The sequence below is a fragment of the Tsuneonella dongtanensis genome, assembly GCF_001698205.1.
In the GTDB taxonomy this organism is placed as follows: Bacteria; Pseudomonadota; Alphaproteobacteria; order Sphingomonadales; family Sphingomonadaceae; genus Tsuneonella; species Tsuneonella dongtanensis.
On record NZ_CP016591.1, the window covers coordinates 2643964 to 2665249 of the forward strand.

At 67.4% G+C, this 21286-nt stretch carries 21 protein-coding genes; 14 read left to right on the forward strand and 7 right to left on the reverse strand.

Annotated features, from left to right (window positions below; all coding sequences use genetic code 11):
• Positions 1 to 138 precede the first annotated feature (138 nt).
• From A6F68_RS12880 to A6F68_RS12910, 7 genes are read left to right on the forward strand one after another with little or no spacing between them, the layout of a single operon-like run.
• Positions 139 to 2358 (forward strand): TonB-dependent receptor, encoded by a 2220-nt coding sequence (locus tag A6F68_RS12880; RefSeq protein ID WP_067682663.1) that lies wholly within the window; start codon positions 139 to 141, stop codon positions 2356 to 2358.
• Position 2359: 1 nt separating this feature from the next.
• A complete protein-coding gene (locus A6F68_RS12885) occupies positions 2360 to 3415 on the forward strand; it encodes a VOC family protein (RefSeq protein ID WP_067680903.1) in 1056 nt (351 codons plus the stop codon).
• The gene (locus A6F68_RS12890) at positions 3412 to 4116 is read left to right on the forward strand and encodes a hypothetical protein (protein WP_157096741.1); all 705 of its coding nucleotides are present in this window, start codon (positions 3412 to 3414) and stop codon (positions 4114 to 4116) included. The genes A6F68_RS12885 and A6F68_RS12890 overlap by 4 nt, the downstream gene beginning before the upstream one ends.
• The gene (locus A6F68_RS12895; protein WP_157096742.1) at positions 4117 to 5373 is read left to right on the forward strand and encodes an MFS transporter; all 1257 of its coding nucleotides are present in this window, start codon (positions 4117 to 4119) and stop codon (positions 5371 to 5373) included.
• Positions 5370 to 6917: an FAD-binding oxidoreductase gene (locus A6F68_RS12900; protein WP_067680909.1), complete on the forward strand. Its 1548-nt coding sequence runs from the start codon at positions 5370 to 5372 to the stop codon at positions 6915 to 6917. The genes A6F68_RS12895 and A6F68_RS12900 overlap by 4 nt, the downstream gene beginning before the upstream one ends.
• Positions 6914 to 7975: a nitrilase-related carbon-nitrogen hydrolase gene (locus tag A6F68_RS12905; protein WP_232308149.1), complete on the forward strand. Its 1062-nt coding sequence runs from the start codon at positions 6914 to 6916 to the stop codon at positions 7973 to 7975. The genes A6F68_RS12900 and A6F68_RS12905 overlap by 4 nt, the downstream gene beginning before the upstream one ends.
• Positions 7972 to 8694 carry a DUF3108 domain-containing protein gene (locus A6F68_RS12910; protein WP_067680915.1) on the forward strand — a complete coding sequence of 241 codons (723 nt, stop codon included), beginning with the start codon at positions 7972 to 7974 and terminating at the stop codon, positions 8692 to 8694. Before A6F68_RS12905 ends, A6F68_RS12910 begins: the two co-directional genes overlap by 4 nt.
• On the opposite strand, the gene A6F68_RS12915 is transcribed toward A6F68_RS12910, so the two are convergent.
• From A6F68_RS12915 to A6F68_RS12945, 7 genes are read right to left on the reverse strand one after another with little or no spacing between them, the layout of a single operon-like run.
• Positions 8691 to 9701 (reverse strand): zinc-dependent alcohol dehydrogenase family protein, encoded by a 1011-nt coding sequence (locus A6F68_RS12915; protein WP_067680917.1) that lies wholly within the window; start codon positions 9699 to 9701, stop codon positions 8691 to 8693. The two genes, A6F68_RS12910 and A6F68_RS12915, sit on opposite strands and share 4 nt — an antisense overlap.
• On the reverse strand, positions 9701 to 10180 hold the full coding sequence (locus tag A6F68_RS12920; protein ID WP_198152609.1) for a DUF1330 domain-containing protein: 480 nt from the start codon (positions 10178 to 10180) through the stop codon (positions 9701 to 9703). The genes A6F68_RS12915 and A6F68_RS12920 overlap by 1 nt, the downstream gene beginning before the upstream one ends.
• Positions 10177 to 10632: a hypothetical protein gene (locus A6F68_RS12925; RefSeq protein WP_232308150.1), complete on the reverse strand. Its 456-nt coding sequence runs from the start codon at positions 10630 to 10632 to the stop codon at positions 10177 to 10179. Before A6F68_RS12925 ends, A6F68_RS12920 begins: the two co-directional genes overlap by 4 nt.
• A complete protein-coding gene (locus tag A6F68_RS12930) occupies positions 10629 to 12047 on the reverse strand; it encodes an aldehyde dehydrogenase family protein (RefSeq protein ID WP_067680921.1) in 1419 nt (472 codons plus the stop codon). Before A6F68_RS12930 ends, A6F68_RS12925 begins: the two co-directional genes overlap by 4 nt.
• Entirely contained in the window at positions 12044 to 12952 is a 909-nt protein-coding gene (locus A6F68_RS12935) for a polysaccharide deacetylase family protein (RefSeq protein ID WP_067682673.1), read from the reverse strand. The genes A6F68_RS12930 and A6F68_RS12935 overlap by 4 nt, the downstream gene beginning before the upstream one ends.
• Positions 12949 to 13827, reverse strand: a complete 879-nt coding sequence (locus tag A6F68_RS12940) for a polysaccharide deacetylase family protein (protein ID WP_067680924.1) — start codon at positions 13825 to 13827, stop codon at positions 12949 to 12951. Before A6F68_RS12940 ends, A6F68_RS12935 begins: the two co-directional genes overlap by 4 nt.
• 1 nt (position 13828) lies before the next feature.
• The gene (locus A6F68_RS12945) at positions 13829 to 14509 is read right to left on the reverse strand and encodes an isochorismatase family protein (RefSeq protein WP_067680927.1); all 681 of its coding nucleotides are present in this window, start codon (positions 14507 to 14509) and stop codon (positions 13829 to 13831) included.
• A gap of 86 nt (positions 14510 to 14595) precedes the next feature.
• Between A6F68_RS12945 and A6F68_RS12950 the strand changes: the two genes are divergently transcribed.
• The 7 genes from A6F68_RS12950 (at position 14596) to A6F68_RS12980 (ending at position 21285) form a co-directional block, all read left to right on the forward strand.
• Entirely contained in the window at positions 14596 to 15936 is a 1341-nt protein-coding gene (locus tag A6F68_RS12950) for an alpha/beta hydrolase (RefSeq protein ID WP_067680930.1), read from the forward strand.
• Positions 15933 to 16415, forward strand: coding sequence for a DUF3598 domain-containing protein (locus A6F68_RS12955; RefSeq protein ID WP_067680933.1), 483 nt, complete (start codon positions 15933 to 15935; stop codon positions 16413 to 16415). Before A6F68_RS12950 ends, A6F68_RS12955 begins: the two co-directional genes overlap by 4 nt.
• 9 nt (positions 16416 to 16424) lie before the next feature.
• Positions 16425 to 17801 (forward strand): 3-isopropylmalate dehydratase large subunit, encoded by a 1377-nt coding sequence (locus A6F68_RS12960; RefSeq protein ID WP_067680936.1) that lies wholly within the window; start codon positions 16425 to 16427, stop codon positions 17799 to 17801.
• Positions 17798 to 18427 (forward strand): 3-isopropylmalate dehydratase small subunit, encoded by a 630-nt coding sequence (leuD, locus tag A6F68_RS12965; protein ID WP_067680939.1) that lies wholly within the window; start codon positions 17798 to 17800, stop codon positions 18425 to 18427. Before A6F68_RS12960 ends, leuD begins: the two co-directional genes overlap by 4 nt.
• Before the next feature lie 181 nt (positions 18428 to 18608).
• Positions 18609 to 19526 (forward strand): hydroxymethylglutaryl-CoA lyase, encoded by a 918-nt coding sequence (locus tag A6F68_RS12970; protein WP_067680942.1) that lies wholly within the window; start codon positions 18609 to 18611, stop codon positions 19524 to 19526.
• A complete protein-coding gene (locus A6F68_RS12975) occupies positions 19523 to 20707 on the forward strand; it encodes a CaiB/BaiF CoA transferase family protein (RefSeq protein ID WP_067680945.1) in 1185 nt (394 codons plus the stop codon). Before A6F68_RS12970 ends, A6F68_RS12975 begins: the two co-directional genes overlap by 4 nt.
• Positions 20704 to 21285 (forward strand): VOC family protein, encoded by a 582-nt coding sequence (locus A6F68_RS12980; protein ID WP_084001828.1) that lies wholly within the window; start codon positions 20704 to 20706, stop codon positions 21283 to 21285. Before A6F68_RS12975 ends, A6F68_RS12980 begins: the two co-directional genes overlap by 4 nt.
• Position 21286 lies beyond the last annotated feature (1 nt).

Genomic DNA, 21286 nt, shown 5'->3' on the forward strand with positions numbered 1-21286 from the left:
TTGTCCGGACAAATCACATTTTCGCGGTTGACAAAAGTCCAAATGTCCGGACAAATCTTCCTTATGGGAGGGGTCGTCGGAAAAGGGCGCGTGCGGTGGACGCACGCGGTCGACGGTTACATGAGGAAGGAAGATCGCATGCTTCGAGCCGCACTCCTGGCGAGCGCCGCACTTGCCGCCGTGCCAGCCACCGCTTGGGCCCAGGAAACGGGCACTGCTTCAGGCGACGCAAACGTGACCGGCGTCGGCGAGATCATCGTCACCGCGCAGCGCCGTGCGCAGAACCTGCAGGACGTTCCGGCTGCGGTCACCGCGCTGACCGGCGATGCGCTCGAGCAGCGCCAGATCGCCGACACCAACGACCTCCAGAACACCATCCCCAACGTCGTCATCTCGACCGGCACCGGTACCTCGAATTCGGCGCGCATCTATTTCCGCGGTATCGGCGAGGACGAGTCGCGCGGCGCGATCGACCCTGCGGTCGGCATTTATATCGACGACGTCTATCTCGGCCGAACGGTCGGCTCGCTTGTCGACCTGGTCGACATCCAGCAGGTCGAAGCACTGCGCGGACCGCAGGGCACTCTCTACGGCCGCAACACCAACGGCGGCGCCATCAAGGTCACTTCGGTTCGTCCGCAGATCGGCGAAACCTCGGTCGCAGGCGAACTGGGCTATGGCAACTTCGACCGCATCCAGGGCAAGGCGACGGTCAATCTCGCCGCGTGGGACAGCGGCGCAATCCGCATCTCCGGCCTTTATCGCGAGCGCGACGGGTATTTCACGATCAACCCGAACGGGGCGCTCGCCAACCTCGCCGGAACGCGCCTTGGCGACGAGAAGGTCTATGCCCTGCGCGGCAGCTTCTACGGCGAGTTGTCACCCGACTGGAGCTTCCTGGCGATCGTCGATTATACCAAGGACAAGAGCCAGCCGGTTCCCAGCTCGATCATCGCCGAAAGCGACAACGCGGCTGTCGTCACCGACCGCGACCAGAATATCTTCACCATCGAGCCCGCCCCCGGCGCGACCTGCGCCGCGACGACGACCTCGATCGGATGTTTCACCGGCTATCGCAGCGAAGTCGACGCGTTCGGCGTGTCCTACCAGCTGAAGGGCGATCTAGGCGGGGCGACGCTGACATCGACCACGGCCTACCGGACGCTCAAGGACGATCTCGCCTCGCACATCACGTTCCCGTATTTCCAGAAGACCGACCAGAACCAGTTCAGCCAGGAATTGCTGCTGAACACCAATCTCGGCAACATCGATCTCACGGGCGGCGCGTTCTACTACAACGAGGACGCCGATCTCGCGTTCACGTTCATCTTCCCGTTCGACATCCGCACCAAGACCGACAGCTTCGCGGTATTCGGACAAGCGAGCGCCGAGCTCGGCCCGGTCACGGTGACCGGAGGACTGCGCTGGACCACCGAGGATCGCACGATCACCAGCAGTGCCGGGGGTCCGCTCGCCGGCTTCGGTACCAACATCGTCCGTGAATTCGATACCGATAACGTCACTTGGACCGCGAAGGCCAGCTACGACCTGACCGACGACATCATGGTCTATGCTTCCTACGCGACCGGCACCAAGTCGCCCGGCGGATCGGCCGACTGCTTCAGCCCGGCCGGCTGCTTCCTGCCGGTGAACGAGGAAAAGCTCGACAGCATCGAAGGCGGCCTGCGGGCCCAGTTCGGCCCGGCCACCTTCAACGCGACGTATTTCTACAACGATTACCAGGACCTGCAGATCAGCGGGACCCTGCCCAATGGCGCCTTCACGCGCATCAACGCGGGCAAGGCTCGGATCCAGGGCGTGGAGATCGAGTTCGGCGTGTCGCCCGTCACAGGCCTCAGCCTTTACGGCAATGCGAGCTGGCTCGACGGCAAGTACAAGGACGTCAACTTCAACCAGGCTGGCCTGCTGACCGGAAGCACCAACACCGTCCGCGGCCCGACCTGCACCAACGCCACGCCGGGCTCCGCCACCTACCAGCAGCAGGTCATCGACTGCGCCCTGGGTCTGAGCCTGAAGAACGCGCCCGAATGGAAGGCGCTCGTCGGCTTCAGCTACAACGTCGACATGGGCGGCGGAGAAATCTTCTTCGGTGCCGATGCCGCTTACGAGGCCGACAGCTTCGCGCTGGTCTCCAACACGCCGGGATCGCTCGTCGAGCCGGGCGTACGGATCGATGCGCGGGCCGGCTGGAAGGCGGCGGACGACCGCTGGAGCGTGACGGTCTGGGGCAAGAACCTGACCGACCGCGAATACTTCCGCGCGACCACTTCGGTGAACCAGGTCTATCCCGCACCTCCGCTCACCTTCGGGGTCGATGTCGGGTTCAAATTCAACTGACGTGAGATCTATCCTCCCCGGATGGACCCGGCCGCTGCTTGCGGCGGCCGGGCTCTTCTTCTCCGCTCAGGCAGCGGCGGGCACCCCCGCGGAGGAGTTCGGCGTCGCGCCCTGGACCGAAGCCGTGGTCTCGGTCGCCGAGTTCGAGCCCGCGACACGCCTATTTCGGGAAGCCGGAGGCTGGCGATTGACCCTGTCCGGCGACATAGCGCGGCGGGAGCTCGACTACTGGAAGCTGCCAGCCGCAGTCTCGGCGCGCTTCGAGCGGTGGTGCGCACCGCTTGCAGAGACCGGATGCATTCGCTTCGTCCGGTTCGCAGGCTTGGCGCAGGAGCCAATCCGCCCCGGGGCCCGGGCGTGGGACACCGGCGGAATCTATTCGGTCATGGTCCGCAGCGACGATGTCGAAGCGCTCTACCGGCATGCGCTCTCGATCGGATGGTGGGCCGAAAGTCCTCCCATCTCCTTCCGCTTCGGCCAGTCGGACCTCAAGAACGTGGTCCTCCAGGGACCGCACGGGATCAACCTTGCGGTGTATGAGCGGGTGTCGCCTGCCTTTGCCACATTTCCGGTCGGGCGGATCAGCCAGGGCTTCAATTCGATGCGCATGGTGAAAAGTCGCCCGGCGGCGCGTGATTTCTACCGCGACGCGCTTGGATTCGGGGTGCTGTTCGACAGCGATCGCGAGCCTCCAGAGCCAGCGTTCTCGAACTTCGGAATCCCTTACAACCTGACCCCGCAAATCGCCCGCGCTGCTGCAGCACTTTATCCGGTCGCAGGCGAGACCGGCCGCGTCGAGGTCATGCAGATCCAGGGTTTCACCGGCCGCGACCATTCCGCGAAGGCCGTCCCGCCCAACCTCGGCGTTCTGTCGGTGCGCTATCCAGTGCGCGATCTTGCCGCCTACCGATCGCGGCTGCTCGCGAAGAACGCGCCCATCCCCTACGAGACGGATCGGGTGCCCGTGGCAGGGATCGGAACGGTCGATCTTGTCGCGGTGCGCGACCCCGACGGCAATCTCACTGAATTCTACTCCGTGCAGGACCGCGCTCAATGAGCTTCCTCCCTCTCCCCCGCCGCTCAGGCCGTATCGCCTATCGCCGCCGCGGGGATCACGGACTTTGGGGAACCGAGGATTTCTCCATTACCCGTGACCGCGAGGGCAACCGTACGTTGGTCGCGCATTGCGAGATGGCATTCGGCGAAGACGATGTGGTGCGCGAGACGACCATGACGGTCGACGCCGGGTTCCAGCCGCTCGACGCCTATGTCCGCATCCTCAACCACGGTCGCTGGACCGGTTCCGGCTGGTTCCGTTTCGGTGAGAGCGAAGCACGTGGCCACGGCTGGAACGCGGAAGACGGCGACTGGTCCGCCACCGCGCCACTCCAGCGCCCGATGCGCGGCTTCGGGATCCACGCGCTCATTGGCGATGGCTGGCTGGCGGCGGCCTACCCCTTCGACAAGGGACCGGGCAGCGAACACTTCTTCGGCACCAACCTGCTGCACAGCCTGCATCACTTCGGCGCGACCGGGCCGCGGTTCGAAACGTCTACCAGCGGGCTGCGATACGACGGGATCGAGAGCGTGGCGGTGCCGGCCGGCACGTTCGATTGCCACCGATTCGGCTTCATCGGCATGACCAACAATCATCCGCCCTACACGCTGTGGATCGGCGCGGACGGCGACTTTCTCTATGTCCGGGGCGTGGTCGAAGGCTACATGGACTCGGTCTTCGAACTCGAGGAGCTCGACTGAATGGCTGCACGCTCGGAATTCCGCCTCGGTTGGAAGACCCTGGTGGCGGGGATCGTGGGGGTCGCCTGCGGGGCTTCTCCCCTGCCCTTCAACACCATCGGCTTCACCATCGGCCCGATCCACGAAGAGACCGGGTGGAGCTTTGCCGAAATCAGTCTGGGGATCACCGTCTACGGGATCGTCGCTTCGCTGCTCGCGCCCGTGTTCGGCTGGCTGGCCGACAAGTACGGGGTACGCCCGGTAGCGCTGTGGTCGACGTTCGCCTTCGCGATCGCCTTCGCGCTCGTGGGCTTCGCACCGGTCATGCTCGGGGCATTCTACGCCACGTGGTTCTTCGTCGGACTGGTGGGCATCGGTTCGACCCCGGTGACGTGGAGCCGCGCGGTGAACATGTGGTTCTTCAGGAACCGCGGCCTCGCACTCGGACTGCTGCTTGTCGGCACCAGCATCGCCGCGCTGACGGTCCCGCGGCTCGCGGTCATAGCCATCGATGTCTATGGCTGGCGCGGCATGTATCCCGCGCTCGCACTGCTGCCGCTGCTGATAGCCCTGCCCATCGCGTTCATCTGGTTCCGCGAGCCGCGGCCTGATGAGCAGCCCGCCGAGATCACCGCTGGCGGAACGCTGGTGGGCGTGTCGCTCGGCGAGGCGCTGCGCGACCGGCGCTTCTGGACGATCTGGCTGTCCATCGCGCTCGTCGCACTCGCCTACGGCGGGGCGCACATCCACATGCCCGAGATCATCAAGCAGCATGGTATGACCGCCGCCGAAGGGGCCGGGATCATGGGCCTGATTGGCGTTGCGCTGCTCGCCGGGCGCATCATTACCGGCTTCCTGCTCGACCGCTTCTGGGCACCGGCGGTGTGCCTGCCGATCCTCACGATTCCTGCGATCGCCTGCTGGTGGCTGATGGGCACTTCGAGCGACACCACCACGATATACCTCGGCGCATTCATGCTCGGCTTCGCCGCGGGGGCCGAGAGCGACCTCATTGCCTACCTCGCCAGCCGCTACTTCGGGATGGCGAATTACGGGCGGATCTACGGAATGCTCTACATGCCGTTCGGTATCGCATCGGCTATCTCGCCGGTGCTGTACGGACGCGTGCGTGACGTGACCGGCAGCTACGACGGGATGCTATGGGCGGCGATGTTCCTGTTCGTCGGCGGCGCACTGCTGCTGTTGACGCTGGGCCGGTACCCCACTTTCGGGCGCAGCGCGGAGCAGGAGCCGACCCCCGGCGCGGTTCCGGCATGAGCGCCGCACTCGCCGAACCGCTATCGGCGCTGGAAGCCGCGGCACCGGGGTCTTGGGACAGTACGCCCGAGGCCATCGAACTCCACCGCCACGACGTCTGGTCGCGCGGGCCTACACCGCGCGCGGTCTTTCGCCCAGCATCGGTCGAGGCGCTGTCCAAGGGCATTGCCGCCGCCACCGCGCAGGGCCTCGCCGTGGTCCCCCGTGGCGGGGGCATGAGCTATACCGGCGGCTACATTCCCGAAGTGACGAATTTCATCCTCGTCGACACCGCTGAAATCGACACAATCATCGCCATCGACGAAACCGACATGACCGTCACCGTCGAGTGCGGGGTCACCTGGGACGCGCTTCGCCGCGCGCTCCAGCCCCGGGGCTTGCGAGCGAAGGCCTGGGGCACCCTCTCCGGTATCAACGCCACCGTCGGCGGCGGCATGAGCCAGAACGGCGTGTTCTGGGGCGCGAGCGGTGGCACGGTTGTCGACAGCGCATTGTCCTTCGACGTTGTCTTGGCCGATGGCACGATAATCTCCACCGGCAGTGAATTCTTCCGCCCCTACGGGCCCGACGTGACCGGACTTTTCGCCGCCGATTGCGGCGCATTCGGGATCAAAGCGCGCGCAACGCTGCGGCTGGTGCGGGAGGTCGCGGGCCTGGCCTACGGCAGCTTCGCGTTCGACGAGGCCGACGCGATCTTCGCCGCGATGAGTGCAATCGCACGCGAGGGCCTCGCGAGCGAGAGCTTCGGCTTCGACCCCTTCCTGCAGTCGCAGCGGATGAAGCGCGACAGCCTCGCTTCGGATGCGAAAAGCCTCGTCACGATGATGAAGGCGCAGGGGTCGCTGCTGAAGGGATTGAAGGAAGGCGCCAAGGTCGCGCTCGCGGGGCGTTCCTTCCTCGACGACGTGCCGTTCTCCCTGCACACGATCGCCGAACGACGGCGGCAGGGAGAGGCCGACACCGACATGGCCGAGATAGAGCGGTTGGTGCGCGAGGCCGGCGGCCGGGCGGTCGAAAACACGATCCCCAAGATCCTGCGCGCAAATCCCTTTCCTCCGGTCAACTCGATGGTCGGCCCCGCGGGCGAGCGCTGGGTGCCGGTGCACGGCTTCCTGCCGCATTCGAAGCTGGTAGACGGGTGGAACGCGGTTCAGGCGCTCTACGCCGCGCACGCTGCCGAAATGGCGGAATACGGGGTCGAGGCAGGCGCCATGCTCGCCGCGCTGAGCCCGCAGGCCTGCCTGATCGAGCCGGTGTTCTTCTGGCCCGAGGAGCTCAACCCGCTCCACCGCCACGCGGTCGAGAAGGACCATCTCGCCAAGCTCAAAGGCTTCGCGGCGAACCCCGACGCGACCGCGCTCGTCGCAAAGCTGCGGCGGGGCGTCATCGACGCGTTCCAGGCGCTCGGCGGCAACCACCTGCAGATCGCGCGCACCTATCCCTTGCGCGAGAACCACGATCCGGCGGCATGGGACCTGCTCGTCGCGCTCAAGAAGCAAGTCGATCCGCGCGGGCTGATGAACCCCGGGAGCCTCGGCCTGTGAGCGAGACCCCTACCCCTTACGCCGCGGTCGCCATGCAGTTGACCGCGCGCTCGACCGAGGCCTGCGCCGACACCGCCGCTGTGCGCGCGCAGATCCTGGCGCACATCGGCGAGATCGAGGGTGCGATCCGTTCCGCCGCGATCTTCATCGAGCAATATGCGGGCCGCCCGGTAAAGCTCGCAGTGCTGCCGGAATACCTCTTCACCAGCTACCCGGGCCGCATCGGCATCCCGGAGTTCGCCGAGCGGGTCGGCTTCGCCGCCGATGGCCCGGAATACGCCGCGCTCGGCACCGTCGCGCAGCGGCTCGGGCTGCACCTTGCGGGCAATGCCTACGAGGTCGATGCGCATTTCCCGGGGTTCTACTTCCAGACGAGTTTCCTCGTCGCGCCCTCGGGCGATGTCGTGCTGCGGTACCGCCGCCTGCTGTCGATGTTCGCCCCTTCGCCGCACGATGTCTGGGACGCCTACCTCGATCGCTACGGCATCGACGGGGTGTTCCCCGTCGCGCAAACCGAGATCGGCACCCTCGCCTGCATCGCCAGCGAGGAAATCCTCTACCCAGAGATCGCGCGCGCCTTCGCGTTTCGCGGTGCCGAGGTCCTGTGCCATTCCTCGTCCGAGATCGGATCGCCGCTCGCGACCGCCAAGGACGTCGCCAAGCGGGCGCAGGCGTGGGAGAGCATGGCCTATGTCGTCTCGGCCAACACCGCGGGCATTTCCGGCACCGCGATGCCGCTCGCGAGCGCGGACGGGAACAGCCAGGTCGTCGGGCCCGACGGAAAGGTGCTCGCCCAGTCGCTGTCGGGCGAGACCTACACCGCCTTCGCGACGATCGACCTCGCCGCGCTGCGCGCCGCTCGCCGCACGCCTGCGATGACCAACAGCCTCGCGCGCCAGCGCCCCTCGCTGTTCGCCGGGGTCTATGCCGACGCGCCGGGGCAGGACGCGAATGCGATGCTCGACGGCGGCACCGCCCGCGTCCCCGAGCGCGACGATTTCCGGCGGATGCAGACGGCGATGATCGAGAAACTCGTCAAAGCCGGAGTGATCACGTGAAGCACCGCACCGTCACCGGACAGATCCGCTACACCTCGATGAAGCCGGGCAAGGAAGGGCACGAGCGCGGACGCGAGTGGTTCCGCTTCACCCACCACGCCGACGGCAGCACGATCATGCGCGCGACCTGCGAGATCGAGGAGCCCGACCCGACCGTGCTGCGCGACGTGGTGTGCCACATCGGACCCGACCGCGCGCCGCGCAACCTGCTCGTCCACCTGACGCTCGGCGACGAATACCTCGGCTCGGGCTGGATGGCCTACGACTCCGAAACGGACCGGATCACCTGCGAGAGCGAGGGCCCCGCCATCGGCCGCAATTCCGAAAGCCGCGCGGCGGGCGCGTTCGACGCGTTCGGCACGCACCCGGTGGTCGGCGACGGCTTTACAACGCGGTTGATGGACGTGAGCCGAGGACCGCACCGACGCAAGCTGCGCTTCTTCCTCCCCTCGCCCGACCACCGCGGCGCGAGCGTCCCGCAGATCGCCGAGGTGGAGATGGTCATGGAATACGTCGGCGAGGAGGAGAAGACGGTCGAGGCGGGCACCTTTGCCTGCCGCCGCTATCGCTACGTCGACGAGAGCGAGGGCGGCATGGGCGGCGAGCGCCATCCCGATTTCGACATGTGGGTGACCGCCGACGCGGACTCGGTGCTCGTCTACGGCTCGATCGACGGGTACATGATGAACCGCTACGAGCTGGTTTCGCTCGAGCGCTAGCCCACCTCCACCAGCACCTTGCCCATGTGCGCGCCGCTTTCGAGGTGGCGCAGCGCCGCAGATGCTTCATCGAACGCGAAGCTGCGGTCGACCACCATCTCGATTCCATGCTGCGCGACGACGTCGAGCGCCGCGGCCAGCATCGCGCGGCTGCCCGAGGCGACGCCCTTGATCGTCAGGTTCTTGCCGATGATCGCGCCTTGGCTCGCCCCCGCCTGCGCCTGCGGCGTGCCCGAAAGCGCGCCCACGGTCGCGATGCGCGCATTGGTCGCGCAGGCAGCGATAGTCTCCCCGAGCGCGCCGAAGCCGATCGTGTCGACGACGAGGTCGGCGCCTCGCCCGCCGGTCGCCTCCAGCAGCGCCGCCGCCCAGTCGGGCCGCGCGCGGTAGTCGATCGCGAAATCGGCCCCCATCGCGCGGCAGCGGTCGAGCTTGTACGCGCTCGAGGACGTGATCGCGACGTCAGCACCCAGCGCCTTGGCAAGCTGGAGCGTAAACAGCGCGACCCCACCGGTGCCCTGCGTCAGCACCAGTTCGCCGGGCTGCAAACCGCCGAACGTCACGAGCGCGTGCCAGACGGTCGCGCCCACCGCGGCGAGCGTCGCGGCCGTGGCGTCGCGCACGCCGTCCGGCACCTCGACCAGCGAATCGGTGGGCAGGACGATGCGGTCCGCCAGCCAGCCATCGCGGCTCACGCCGAGATCGGCGGCGAACACCGCGGGCGAGTATGGCCCGTCGATCCAGCCGGTGAAATGGGGAGCGATCACGCGCTTGCCGACGAGGGCCGCGTCACCCGCGATCACGACGCCAACCCCGTCGCCGAGCGGCACGCGCGTTTCGGGCAAGTCGCGTCCGTAAAGCCCGGCCAGCACCATCAGGTCGCGATAGTTGAGACCCGCGGCGCGCACCGCGACCAGCGCGTCACCGGGGCTCGGAACCGGATCGGGCCGCTCGACGCGCCGCAGCCCGTCGATACCCGTCCGCCCGCCGATCTGCCAGGCGCGCATCAGGGATGCGCCGCGCCGACTTGTTCGACCGCGGCGGCATCAAACGGCGCCCGGTAGGCGTTGTCGCCCACGCTGCCGAGCATGTCCCCCCGCAATGGCGCCTCGGGATAGACCGAGACCACGTAGTCCCCCGCCGACGGGTTCAACCGCAGCGGCTTGATCGTTTCCTGATACACCCTGCTGTTCCAGAACGCCTGCGCGTTGGCGAGGCACGGAAAGCGAACGATCAGCGTGGTGTAGCCGGCAGGCGCCTCGCCCTCGAACCGCGCGAGTTCCTGCGGCACGTTCACGTAGTACCCGCCAAGCTGCTTGTAGAGGCCGCTGTCGGCGATCGCTTTGCCATAGGCGAGCATCCGCGCGCGGTCGTGCGTCGGTCCGGCAACGACCATCAGCACGGGCTTGTCGCAGATCTCCGCCTTCGGAGCCGGAGCCGTCGCCCCCGCCTGCGCCGCGAGCGCGAGAATCAGCGACCCCATCATCCGACTTTCTCCTCGTTGCACAGCGTCCATTTCCACGGGACGCCGTCCCTGAACCATTCCCACGTCCGCGAGCGGGTGCGCCCGTCGGCGGCGATGGCGATCATCTCGATGTAATAGGCGCCCGGCACGTCCTGCCGTTCCAGCCGCAGCATCAGCACATCCTCGTGCGTCTGCCAGCCGTAGCCGGAAAAACGATCGGTCTCCCACACCAGCCGGTCGCCGACGAGCTTGCCGCCGAACTCATAGGTCGCGGTGTGCCCGTCGGGCCAGATCAGTTCGTTGTGCTGGACGTAGTGCCACTCGCCCTCGTCGGGAAACTCGCACCAGGTCTTGACCCGATGCGCGTCGAGCAGCGCGCCTTCGCCGTCGAAGTGCCGGTACCACCCGTCCCAGTGCCCTTCGTGGAGCAGCATGGCGGGCATGACGGCGGCGAGCGCGGCGCGGTTGCTCACTGGGCTGGCCCCTCGCGGAACATCTCGATCGTCGCGGGGGTGCCCGTCTGCCGGATCAGGGCCTGGCGCCGCAGGAAGCGGAGCATGCCCTCGTCGCCCATCCGGCTGGGCCCGAGGCCCGAACCTTTGCGCGAATGATTGGTGGCGTCGCCCACCATGGTCGTCAGCGCACCGTCCTGCAGCGAGATCGCGCCGGCATCGATCCGCTCGCCGATCGCCGCGGCTTCCTCCGCATCACCCGCGATGACCGAGGCGGACAGCCCGTAATCCCCCGCGTTGGCGAGCGCGATCGCCTCTTCGACGGTGTCGAACGGGATCACCGGGATGACCGGCCCGAAGGTTTCCTCGCGCATGAGCGCCATTTCGTCGGTCAGGCCGGTCAGCACCGTGGGGCGCATGTATCGTCCGCCGCCCTGCGTCTCGATCTCGCCGCCGGTGTGGATGGTCGCGCCCCTGGCCCGTGCATCGTCGATCTGCGCTGCGACCTTGGCGGCCTGCGCGGGGAAGATGAACGGGCCGAGATGGCCGCGCGTCGGGTCGGCGCCCGTCGTTTCCACCGCTTCTGCCGCCTCGACCAGCGCGGCGAGGAACGGCTGGAAGATGGCGCGCGCGACATAGACCCGCTCGATCGACTGGCATCCCTGCCCGGTCGCCACCACCGAGGCGCGGAGCGCGACCTGCGCCGCGTGGACCGGGTCCGCCGAGGCGGTAACGATCATCGGGTCCTTGCCGCCAAGTTCGAGGTTCGCCGGGATCAGCGCGCGGGCCGCCGTCTCGGCGACCTTGCGCCCGGTCGCCGTCGACCCGGTGAAGCAGACGTAGTCGACACTGGCGATCAAAGCCTGACCGGTCTCCGCGCCGCCCATGACGTAGGCCAGCGGCAGTTCGGGCACTTCGGCCAGCGCCGCGCGCAGCGGCTCGACGAAGCGCGGGGTCACTTCGCTCGGCTTGATGAGCGCGGCGCACCCGGCGGCGAGCGCGGGCAGCGCATCGATGTGCGACAGCAGCAGCGGGAAGTTCCACGGAGCGATGGCGCCGAACAGCGGATAGGCCGACCAGCGCGGTTCGATGGTGAAGCCGGGCGTTGCGGACGGCGTGGCGTCGCGCGGCAGCCCCGCGAACACCTGCGGCCCGCGCATGGCCCAGCCGCGCGCGCGGCGCGCCACACTCTCGAGTTCGACCCGGGCGATGGCGGTGCGCCCCGTGTCGACTTCCAGCGCGGCGACGATCGGGGCCGCGTGGCGCTCCAACGCGTCGGCAAAAGCTTGAAGGATCGCCGCCCGCCCTTCCGGACCGCGCGCCTCCCACTCGGGCTGCAACGACCGCAGTCGGGCCGCAGCCTCTGCGACGGCGCCCGGCGAATCCTCGTCGAACGCGTAGTCCGCTTCGCCGGTGCGCGGGTTGATCGCCTTCATTGCTGCCCTGCCCAGCAGTCGACGATCGCATCGCCGCGCGCGAACCAGGCTTCGGGTCGCGCCGCGAGCTTCGTTATCAGGCTCTCGAACGCTTCGATGCGATAGGGCAGGCCCATGATATACGGCGTCACGTGGATCGGGAGCATTCGTCCGCCCCCTTCGCGGGCTGCTTCTGCGGCGAGCCAGTCGAAGGCGTCTTCCATGCTTTGCGCCCAACTGTCGGCGGATTGCTGCTGCACGGCGACGATCTGGCGGTCGGACAGCTCGTGATTGAGCGGCAGATCGATCAGGCCGTTCGCGAAGCGATAGGGCAGTTCGTCGTTCACCCAGTCGCAGCAATAGGTGAGGCCTGCCCGCTTGAGCAGGTCGAGCGTGCGCCAAGACTGCGAGCGCGCGATCGACAGCCAGCCGCTGGGCTTAACCCCGCACGCCCCGAGCCGTGCGAGCGAGTCGTCGATCAAGGCGCGCTCGTCGGCTTCGGCCAAGGTTGAATCGATTGTGCCGTTCATGTCGGTCGCGTGCGCGATCACTTCGTGCCCGCCCTCTACGACCGCGGCGAGCAGTTCGGGATAGCGTTCGGCCACCGCGGCATTCGTTGCGAATGAAGCGCTTACGCCTGCCTTCTCGAACGCGTCGAGGAAGCGCCAGGCGCCGACCCGGTTGCCGTAATCGCGCGCAGTGTAGTGGCGAACGTCCGGATAGGCGGTCTGCATGTGCCCCGGAGCCGTGAACGCCCCGCCGGGCACTATGGGAAACCACTCGAGGCTGACGCAGCCCCACACTGCCACCGAGCCCTGCGGCCAGGTCACCGGCGGGCGTTCATGCAGGTTCGACCAGGCGTAAAGATCGTGGTCGTAACCGTTGGAACGGTTGGGATATTCGAGATAGCCGGGATCGAGCGTCATATCTGCGCCCTCCACGCATCGACGATCTCGCCAGCGCGCGCGATCCACGCCCGGCCGTCGGCAGCGATGTGCCGCAGCGCCTCCTCGAACGGACCGATGCGGTGCGGCTGGCCGATCAGGTAGGCATGCAAGGGGATGCACATGACCGTGCCCGACGCCTCCCCCTCGGCGGCCAGCCGCTCGTATTGCCGGATCAGCGTATCGGCGTATTCGCGCGGGCTCATGTTGTAGATGAAGAAGCCGTAGTGATCGTTGACCTCGAGGCTGTAGGGGATCGAGGCGAGCCTGCCTTTGGCGACCTTCACCTCCTGCACCTGGTCGTCGTGATAGAGGTCGCAGGTATAGTCCAGCCCGTACTCGGCGATCAGGTCGAGCGTGCGCGGGGTGTGGGTCAGTGCTGGGGCGAGCCAGCCGCGGATCGTCTGCCCGGTCGCCTCGCGCACCGTGCGGATCGAATCCGCGATAATCGCGCGCTCCTGGTCCTCGGACATCTCGTAGGCGTAGCGGGTGTTGTAGATGCCGTGGCTGAAGAACTCCCACCCGCGCGCGACGCCGTCCGCGACCACTTCGGGGTGATGCTGGCAGAGCGCCACCGACAGGCTGACCGATCCCGGAAATCCGTGTTTCGACATGACCTCGGCCATGCGCCAGTGGCTGACCCGGTTCGAATGATCGCGGTGCGAATATCCGACGACATCGGGATGCGGCCGCGCCCAGGCCTTGCGCTTGGGATGCGCGGGCGGATCGATTTCGTAGTATTCGAGGTTCGGCGCCACCCACACCGCGCAGGTCTTGCCGCCCGGCCAGACGATCTTCCTGCGCCCGCGATAGGGCGCGTAATCGTACAGCTCCGGATCGCCGGATCCCTCGCGCACGTCAGCGCGCCTCCAGCCAGTCGATCACCGCCTGCACCGGCTCGACGTCGGCGTACTTGAGCTGGAGGTCGGTGAGGTTGGCGAAGTGGTAGCTTTCGTGCTTGTCGGCACAGGTCTCGATAGGGACGATCGTGCGGTAGCCGTGGCTCAGCGCATCCACCGCCGTCGCCCGCACGCAGCCGCTGGTCGAGCCGCCGGTCACCACCACGGTATCGACCTTGTGCCACACGAGATAGCTCGCAAGCGGCGTCTCAAAGAACGCACTCGGCATGCGCTTGGTGTACTGGAGGTCGTCGGGCTGGATGTCGCAGCGTTCGTCGTACTGGTGCCGCTCGGACTCGTACTTGATGTTCTGCAAGGAGTCGGGCGTGTCGGTGCGTGTGCCCCACACCCCCGCGTCGCCGGCGTCGTCCTTGTAGGCGACCCGTGTCCACACCACCGGCATGCCCCGCTCCCGCGCTAGGCGGCTGATCGTGTTCGCATGGTCTATCTGGCGCGGGTCGGTCTCGTAGGCGGTCGCGAACCTGTCGATCCGGGTGTAGGCCTGCTGGAAATCGACGTTCACGATGGCGAGCTTTTCGCCGAAGCCGAACTTCCTGCGCGCCGGGTTCGCCATCACTTCCTCGAACAGCTGGCGTGCGGTCTTGCCGTCGCTGACCATTCGCGTGCCGATCAAATCCATTGTGCTCCTCGCCTTCCTACTGGACCCCGACAATAATCCCGCGTAGGGGCTTGTCGAGTGAAATTTGTCCGGACAACTTTGCGGCAGTGATAACGCGCCACGTACTCACCATTCCGGCTTCCGGCCGCCGTGTCCACTACCGCAAGTGCGGCAGCGGGCCCTTGCTTCTGATGGTGCATCAGAGCCCGCGCAGTTCCGCCGAGTACGAGCGGCTCATGCGCGAGTGGAGCGCGCATTTCACCTGCGTGGCGCCCGACACACCGGGCTTCGGCCAGTCCGATCCGCTGCCCGGCGAACCCGAGATCGCTGATTTCGCAGACGCGCTCGACGAATTCCTGGCGGCGCTCGGAGTCGAAACCTGCGCGGCCTATGGGTTCCACTCCGGCGGGATCATCCTCGTCACCGCGCTCAAGCGACACCCGGAGCGTTTCTCTGGGCTCGCGATCGGCGGTTACGCGATCTGGACCGAGGAAGAGATGCGCATTTTCGGCGACAGCTACCTGCCGCCGTTCCGCCCTTCTTCATACGGCGAGCACCTCACGTGGCTTTGGAACCGGATGCTCGAGCAGAGCTGGTTCTTCCCGTGGTTCGATATTCGCGACGAAGCGCGCCTGTCGGTCGCGCACACCGATGTCGGCCGGGTCAACGCCGCGGTGATGGAGATGCTCGACGCGGGCGACGCCTATCGCGCGGGATACGGCGCGGTCCTGCGCGCGCCCCGCGACATTCCGGCACCCGAATCCATAACGGCTCCAGTTCTGATCACCGCGTACCAGGGCGATCCATTGTGTGCGCATATCGAGCGGCTCGGAGACATGCCGCCGAATTGGCACGCGCATGCAGTCGCCACGCCGGCCGAGCACGAAGCGGAGAGCCTCGCCTTCCTTCGCCGCCATGCAACCGACGCACCGGCGCTAATCGCGGAAGATGCGAACGAAGGCTGGCTCACTATCGGCGAGGGCCTGATCCACTGGCGCGGAGAGCGCGATGCCGAGCGGATGGTGCTCCAGGCTCCCGCAAACGAACTGACCGACCCGGGGCCGAACGAAGTCGCGATCGACGTGCCGGGACACGGGCTGTCGTCGGATTTCGCCGACATGGAGGACGCGATAGAGGCCGCACGCGATGCACTCGGCGCGCGGCACATCGCCTGGCCGCAGGTCCCGCAGGGCGACCCCGACCTGCTCTACCCCGACCTCGCCCCCGACAGGTACGGCAGCCATCTGCTTCGCGCATGGAGCGCGGCCCGCGCCGAGGCGCTGTTCCGCCCCTGGTACGCCGCCGACAAGGATCACGCGCTGCCGGTCGATTCCGCCGCGCTCGACCCTGAAGCCATCGCCCGCCGCGCCCGTGCCCGCCTGCGCGCCGGCGGCGCGGCGCGTCGCTTCCACAAGCTTCTCATCGACCGAACCGGAGACCCCGCTTGACCGACATACGTACCGCGATGCCGCTACTCGCCCGCCACGAAGGCGTGTGGGACGGGACCTACACCTATTTCAACGCCGCCAACGAGAAGATTGACGAGCATGCAAGCCGCCTGTTCTGCCGCTTTCCCGAAGACGGCCCGCACGCCTATCACCAGACCAACCATTACACCTGGGCCGACGGCCGCACCGACGTGCGCGATTTTCCCGCCGAGTACCGCGATGGGCGCGTCTGGTGGGACAACGACCTCATCAAGGGCTGGGCGGCCGAAGTCCCGCTCGACGAGTACAACCGCACAGTCATGCTCTACTGGCAGCGGCAGGGCGATCCGTCGCTCTATCTCTACGAGATGATCCAGCTCGCCGACGACGGGCAGAGCCGCTGCCGCACGTGGCACTGGATCCGCAATGGCCAGCTCGAGACCCGAACCGCCATTCAGGAGACGCTCGTCACACGCGACTGGCGGTCGCTGGAAGGGTAGACTGGATCCATGCCGCAGACGCTGGTCGACAGGATCTGGGACGCGCACCGGGTGGCAACCACCCCCGGCGGCGCGGACCTGATCGCGATCGACCGGGTGTTTCTGCACGAGCGGACCGGCGCTTCGGCCCTGAAGCGCATGGCCGAGATGGGCCGCTCCGTGCACGATCCGGCGCGGGTGTTCGCAGTGACCGATCACATCGTCGATACCCGCCCCGGCCGAACCGACGCGACGCTGATGCCCGGCGGGCAGGCCTTCATCTCCGAGACGCGCGAGGCCTGCCGCGCGGCGGGCATCACGCTGTTCGACGTCGACAGCCCCGACCAGGGGATCGTCCACGTGATCTCGCCCGAACTCGGCATCGTGCTGCCCGGCATCACCCTCGTCGCGCCCGACAGCCACACGTGCACCCAGGGGGCCTTCGGCGCGCTCGCGTGGGGCATCGGTTCGAGCGAGGCCGAGCACGCGATGGTCACCGGCACCCTGCGCCTGCCGCGTCCGCAGACCATGCGTGTCAGCTTCGACGGGGCACTCTCCCCCGGGGTCACCGCCAAGGATATGGCACTCGCGCTCATCGCACGCCACGGCGCAGGCGGCGGCGCGGGCTTCGCGGTCGAGTTCGCCGGAAGCGCGGTGCGCGCGCTCGACATGGAAGCGCGCATGACGCTGTGCAACATGGCAACCGAGTTCGCGGCGATGACCGGGATCGTCGCGCCGGACGAAGCGGCCTTTGCCTGGCTCGCTGGCCGCCGCTACGCCCCCGCAGCCTTCGACCATCCCCACTGGGCGACGCTCCGCAGCGACGACGCCGCGACGTTCGACCGCGAGATTGCGATCGACGCTTCCTCGATCGCGCCGATGGTCAGTTGGGGCACCAGCCCCGAACAGGCGATCCCGGTGGACGGAGCGGTGCCCCAGGGGCCGGCGAGAGCGCACGACTACATCGGCCTCGATGCCGGACACGCGATCGGTGGGACCCCGGTCGACGCCGCCTTCATCGGCAGTTGCACCAACAGCCGGCTGTCGGACTTGCGCAAGGCCGCAGCGCTCCTGCGCGGCAAGCGGATCGCGCCATCGATCCGCAAGGCGCTCGTTGTGCCCGGCAGCATGGCGGTGAAGCGTGCGGCGGAAGCCGAAGGGCTCGACAAGGTGTTCGAGGCGGCCGGGTTCGAGTGGCGGATGAGCGGCTGCTCGCTGTGCTTCTATGCGGGCGGCGAAGGCTTCGCGCCGGGCAGCCGGGTGATCTCCAGCACCAACCGCAATTTCGAAGGGCGCCAGGGCCCGGGCATCCGCACGCACATTGCCTCGCCGGAAACGGTCGCCGCAAGCGCGCTCGCGGGGGCCATCGCCGATCCGCGGCCGCTGCTCGCAAGGGTCGCCGCATGAATCCCGTGACGACCATCACCAGCCCGGCCGTGCCGCTGCTGCGCGACAACATCGACACCGACACGATCATCCCCAGCCGTGAGATGAAGAGCACGGGACGCGCGGGCCTTGCCGACGGGCTGTTCGCGCCGTGGCGCTACACCGATGCCGCGAGCCGCACGCGCGATCCTTCGTTCGTGCTCAACCAGCGCGACGCGATCGGCACCCGCCTCATCCTCGCGGGCAAAAACTTCGGCTGCGGTTCGAGCCGAGAGCACGCGGTCTGGGCGCTAGCCGAGTTCGGCATCGAGGCGATCATCGCCCCCAGCTTCGCGCCGATCTTCAAGGCCAACTGCATCCGCAACGGCCTCTTGCCAATCGAACTGCCCGAAGAGGTCGTTCGCTCGCTCGCCTGGGAGATGGTGCGGATCGACCTCGCGGCACAGACCGTCAGCGCGGGCGAGGAGAGCTGGCCGTTCGAAATCGATCCCGAGGCGAAGGAGATGCTGCTCGGCGGGCTCGATGCGATCGACGTTACGCTGAACCATCTCAAGGACACGTTCGACCGCTGGATGCGCGTGGACATGACCAGGAGGCCATGGGTCTATCTTTCGCCGCGTCGGACGGATGACGGAGCGCAGCGATGACCGCTTTCCTACACGCACAGGATCCATGCACATTCCCGGTCTGGGAAGGGAGGACCCTGTTGGATTCGCAAAGGTTACATGTCCAGCACGGATTTTGCGGAAATTGCCTTCATGACCAATCATTTGGCGCCAGGGCGCGTTTGCAGAAAAAGCCCCCTTTCACTGTGACAGGTCCCGTCCGATGACCCGTATCCTCGTCTCCGAAGTCGGCCCGCGCGACGGCTTGCAGTCGATCGACCGGGTCATGCCGCTCGAAGCCAAGAAGGCGTGGATCGCCGCCGAGGCCGCCGCGGGCGTGCGCGAGATCGAGGTCGGCAGCTTCGTTCCGCCCAGCCTCCTGCCGCAGATGGCCGACACCACCGAACTTGTCGCTTTCGCCAAGACCATTCCCGGCCTCAACGTCGTCGCGCTGGTGCCCAACGCCAAGGGCGCGGCGCGCGCGGTCGAGGCCGGGGTCGACGCGATGAGCATCCCGTTCTCGATGAGCGAAACGCACTCGATCAAGAACGTCCGCAAGGACCATCCGGCCATGTTGCTGGAAATCGAGGAAGCCGCGCGCATCGCCCATGCCGGCGGCAAGCACTTCGCGGTCGGGCTCGCCACCGCGTTCGGGTGCACGATCGAAGGCGCGGTGCCGCAGGACACCGTTGTACGCTTGGCGGAGAAGGCGCTCGAGGCGGGCGCCGACGAGGTCGGGCTGTCGGACACGACCGGCTATGCCGACCCGGCCCAGGTCAGGCGGCTTGTCCAGGCCGTCCGGCGCGTCGCCGGCGACCGGCTGACCACGCTCCATCTCCACAACACCCGCGGCCTCGGCCTCGCCAATGCGGTGGCGGGGCTGGAGGTCGGGATCACCACGCTCGACGCCTCGCTCGGCGGGCTCGGCGGCTGCCCGTTCGCCCCGGGAGCATCGGGCAATATCGTCACCGAAGACCTTGTGCTGATGCTCAACAGCATGGGTTTCGATACGGGAATCGACCTCGAGAAACTGCTCGAAGTGCGCAAGATCGTCGCCGAGGCGCTGCCGGGCGAGCCGCTCTACGGGTTCACGCCCGATGCCGGACCGATGCTCGACTACGCCGAAAGGATCGCAGGATGAGCGACGGCCCCGCTCCGCTCGCCGGCATCCGCGTCGTCGAATTCACCCACATGGTGATGGGGCCCACCGTGGGGCACATCCTCGCCGGGCTCGGTGCAGACGTCGTCCGCGTCGAGCCGATCGGCGGCGATCAGACACGGCGCTTGCTCGGTTCGGGCGCGGGGTATTTCCCGATGTACAACCGCGGCAAGGCGTCGATCTGCCTCGACCTCAAGTCGGACGCGGGGCTGGAGGTCGCGCGCGACCTGTGCGCGAACGCCGACGTGCTGGTCGAGAACTTCCGCCCCGGCGCGCTCGACCGGCTGGGCCTAGACTTCGACACGCTGTCCGAAACCAATCCGCGGCTGATCTATTGCTCTGAAAAGGGCTTCCTTCCCGGCCCGTACGAACAGCGCACCGCGCTGGACGAAGTTGCGCAGATGATGGGCGGGCTCGCCTACATGACCGGGCCGCCGGGACGCCCCTTGCGCGCCGGGGCGAGCGTGATCGACGTGACCGGCGGCATGTTCGGCGTGATCGGCGTGCTCGCCGCGCTCGAGGAGCGGCACCGCACCGGGCGCGGGCAGAAGGTCGTCGCATCGCTGTTCGAGACCACCGTCTATCTCGTCGGCCAACACATGGCCCAGTTCGCCGCGACCGGGAAACCCGCCGCGCCGATGCCCGCGCGGGTCAGCGCCTGGGCGATCTACGATGTATTCGAGACGCGGGACGAGCCGGTGTTCATCGGCGTCGTGACCGACGCGCTGTGGGAGAAATTCTGCGGCCTGTTCGGGCTCGACGACCTCTGGGCCGACGAGAGCTTGCGCGCCAACAACAGCCGCGTGCTCGCTCGCGACCGGATCATGCCCCGCATCCGCGACCTCATCGGCACCATGACCCGCGCGGAGGTGATCGAGAAACTCGACAGCACCGGCATGCCATTCGCGCCGATCGGGCGACCGGAGGATCTGTTCGACGACCCCCACCTTGCCGCGCATGGGTTGGAACCGGTCACGCTCGATGACGGACGCGAAACGAGACTTCCGACCATTCCGCTCGAGATGGACGGCAAGCGCCCCGGCGGCGCGACCGCCCTGCCTCGCCCCGGCGCCGATGCGAGGATGGTGCTCGCCGGGCTCGGCTATGACGAAGACCGAATAGAGGCGCTGCTGTCCGGCGGCGCGGTGGAGGAAACGCGATGAGGATTGCTGCGCTAGCCCTGGGATTGCTTCTCGCTGGATGTGCAGCGACCCCGCCGCCGCAATTTGCCGCGACATCGTCACCTGGGGTGGAGGCGCCGAAGGATCGCCTCCCCACCGACGTACGCCGTACGACGCTGATCGTGCGCAACATGGAAGACAGCCTGAAGCTCTACCGCGACGTCGTTGGCATGAAGGTCAACTACGACACCGTGGTCGAGATGTCGGGCGTCGCGCTGCCCGCGGGTGTTCCCGGCGCGAAAGCGCGGCTGGTGCTGCTCAATGCGAACGACCCGTTTATCGGCTGGATCGGCCTCATGGAGTGGCTCGACCCGAAGCTCGCCGATCCCGGTCCCTATCCGAAGCGCATGGGGCCGGGCGGCGTGGTGATCGTTATGAATACCGACGACGTCGAAGGGCGCTGCGCCGCCGCGAAGTCGGTACCCGGCGTGACCTTCACCGCGGAGCCGCGGCTCCAGGAATACGAGGGCCGCAACGGCGGTCCGCCGATCCGCGTGATGGGCTGCAACTTCTTCGACCCCGACGGCATCCTGATCGAGATGAACCAGCTGCTGAAGTGAG

Excerpts from the sequence above, each read along its gene's own strand:
- A6F68_RS12880 (WP_067682663.1), top strand. The coding sequence starts at position 139 with ATGCTTCGAGCCGCACTCCTGGCGAGCGCCGCACTTGCCGCCGTGCCA.
- A6F68_RS12890 (WP_157096741.1), top strand. The coding sequence starts at position 3,412 with ATGAGCTTCCTCCCTCTCCCCCGCCGCTCAGGCCGTATCGCCTATCGC.
- A6F68_RS12895 (WP_157096742.1), top strand. The coding sequence starts at position 4,117 with ATGGCTGCACGCTCGGAATTCCGCCTCGGTTGGAAGACCCTGGTGGCG.
- A6F68_RS12900 (WP_067680909.1), top strand. The coding sequence starts at position 5,370 with ATGAGCGCCGCACTCGCCGAACCGCTATCGGCGCTGGAAGCCGCGGCA.
- A6F68_RS12915 (WP_067680917.1), bottom strand. The coding sequence starts at position 9,701 with ATGCGCGCCTGGCAGATCGGCGGGCGGACGGGTATCGACGGGCTGCGG.
- A6F68_RS12920 (WP_198152609.1), bottom strand. The coding sequence starts at position 10,180 with ATGATGGGGTCGCTGATTCTCGCGCTCGCGGCGCAGGCGGGGGCGACG.
- A6F68_RS12930 (WP_067680921.1), bottom strand. The coding sequence starts at position 12,047 with ATGAAGGCGATCAACCCGCGCACCGGCGAAGCGGACTACGCGTTCGAC.
- A6F68_RS12935 (WP_067682673.1), bottom strand. The coding sequence starts at position 12,952 with ATGACGCTCGATCCCGGCTATCTCGAATATCCCAACCGTTCCAACGGT.
- A6F68_RS12945 (WP_067680927.1), bottom strand. The coding sequence starts at position 14,509 with ATGGATTTGATCGGCACGCGAATGGTCAGCGACGGCAAGACCGCACGC.
- A6F68_RS12960 (WP_067680936.1), top strand. The coding sequence starts at position 16,425 with ATGCCGCAGACGCTGGTCGACAGGATCTGGGACGCGCACCGGGTGGCA.
- leuD (WP_067680939.1), top strand. The coding sequence starts at position 17,798 with ATGAATCCCGTGACGACCATCACCAGCCCGGCCGTGCCGCTGCTGCGC.
- A6F68_RS12970 (WP_067680942.1), top strand. The coding sequence starts at position 18,609 with ATGACCCGTATCCTCGTCTCCGAAGTCGGCCCGCGCGACGGCTTGCAG.
- A6F68_RS12975 (WP_067680945.1), top strand. The coding sequence starts at position 19,523 with ATGAGCGACGGCCCCGCTCCGCTCGCCGGCATCCGCGTCGTCGAATTC.
- A6F68_RS12980 (WP_084001828.1), top strand. The coding sequence starts at position 20,704 with ATGAGGATTGCTGCGCTAGCCCTGGGATTGCTTCTCGCTGGATGTGCA.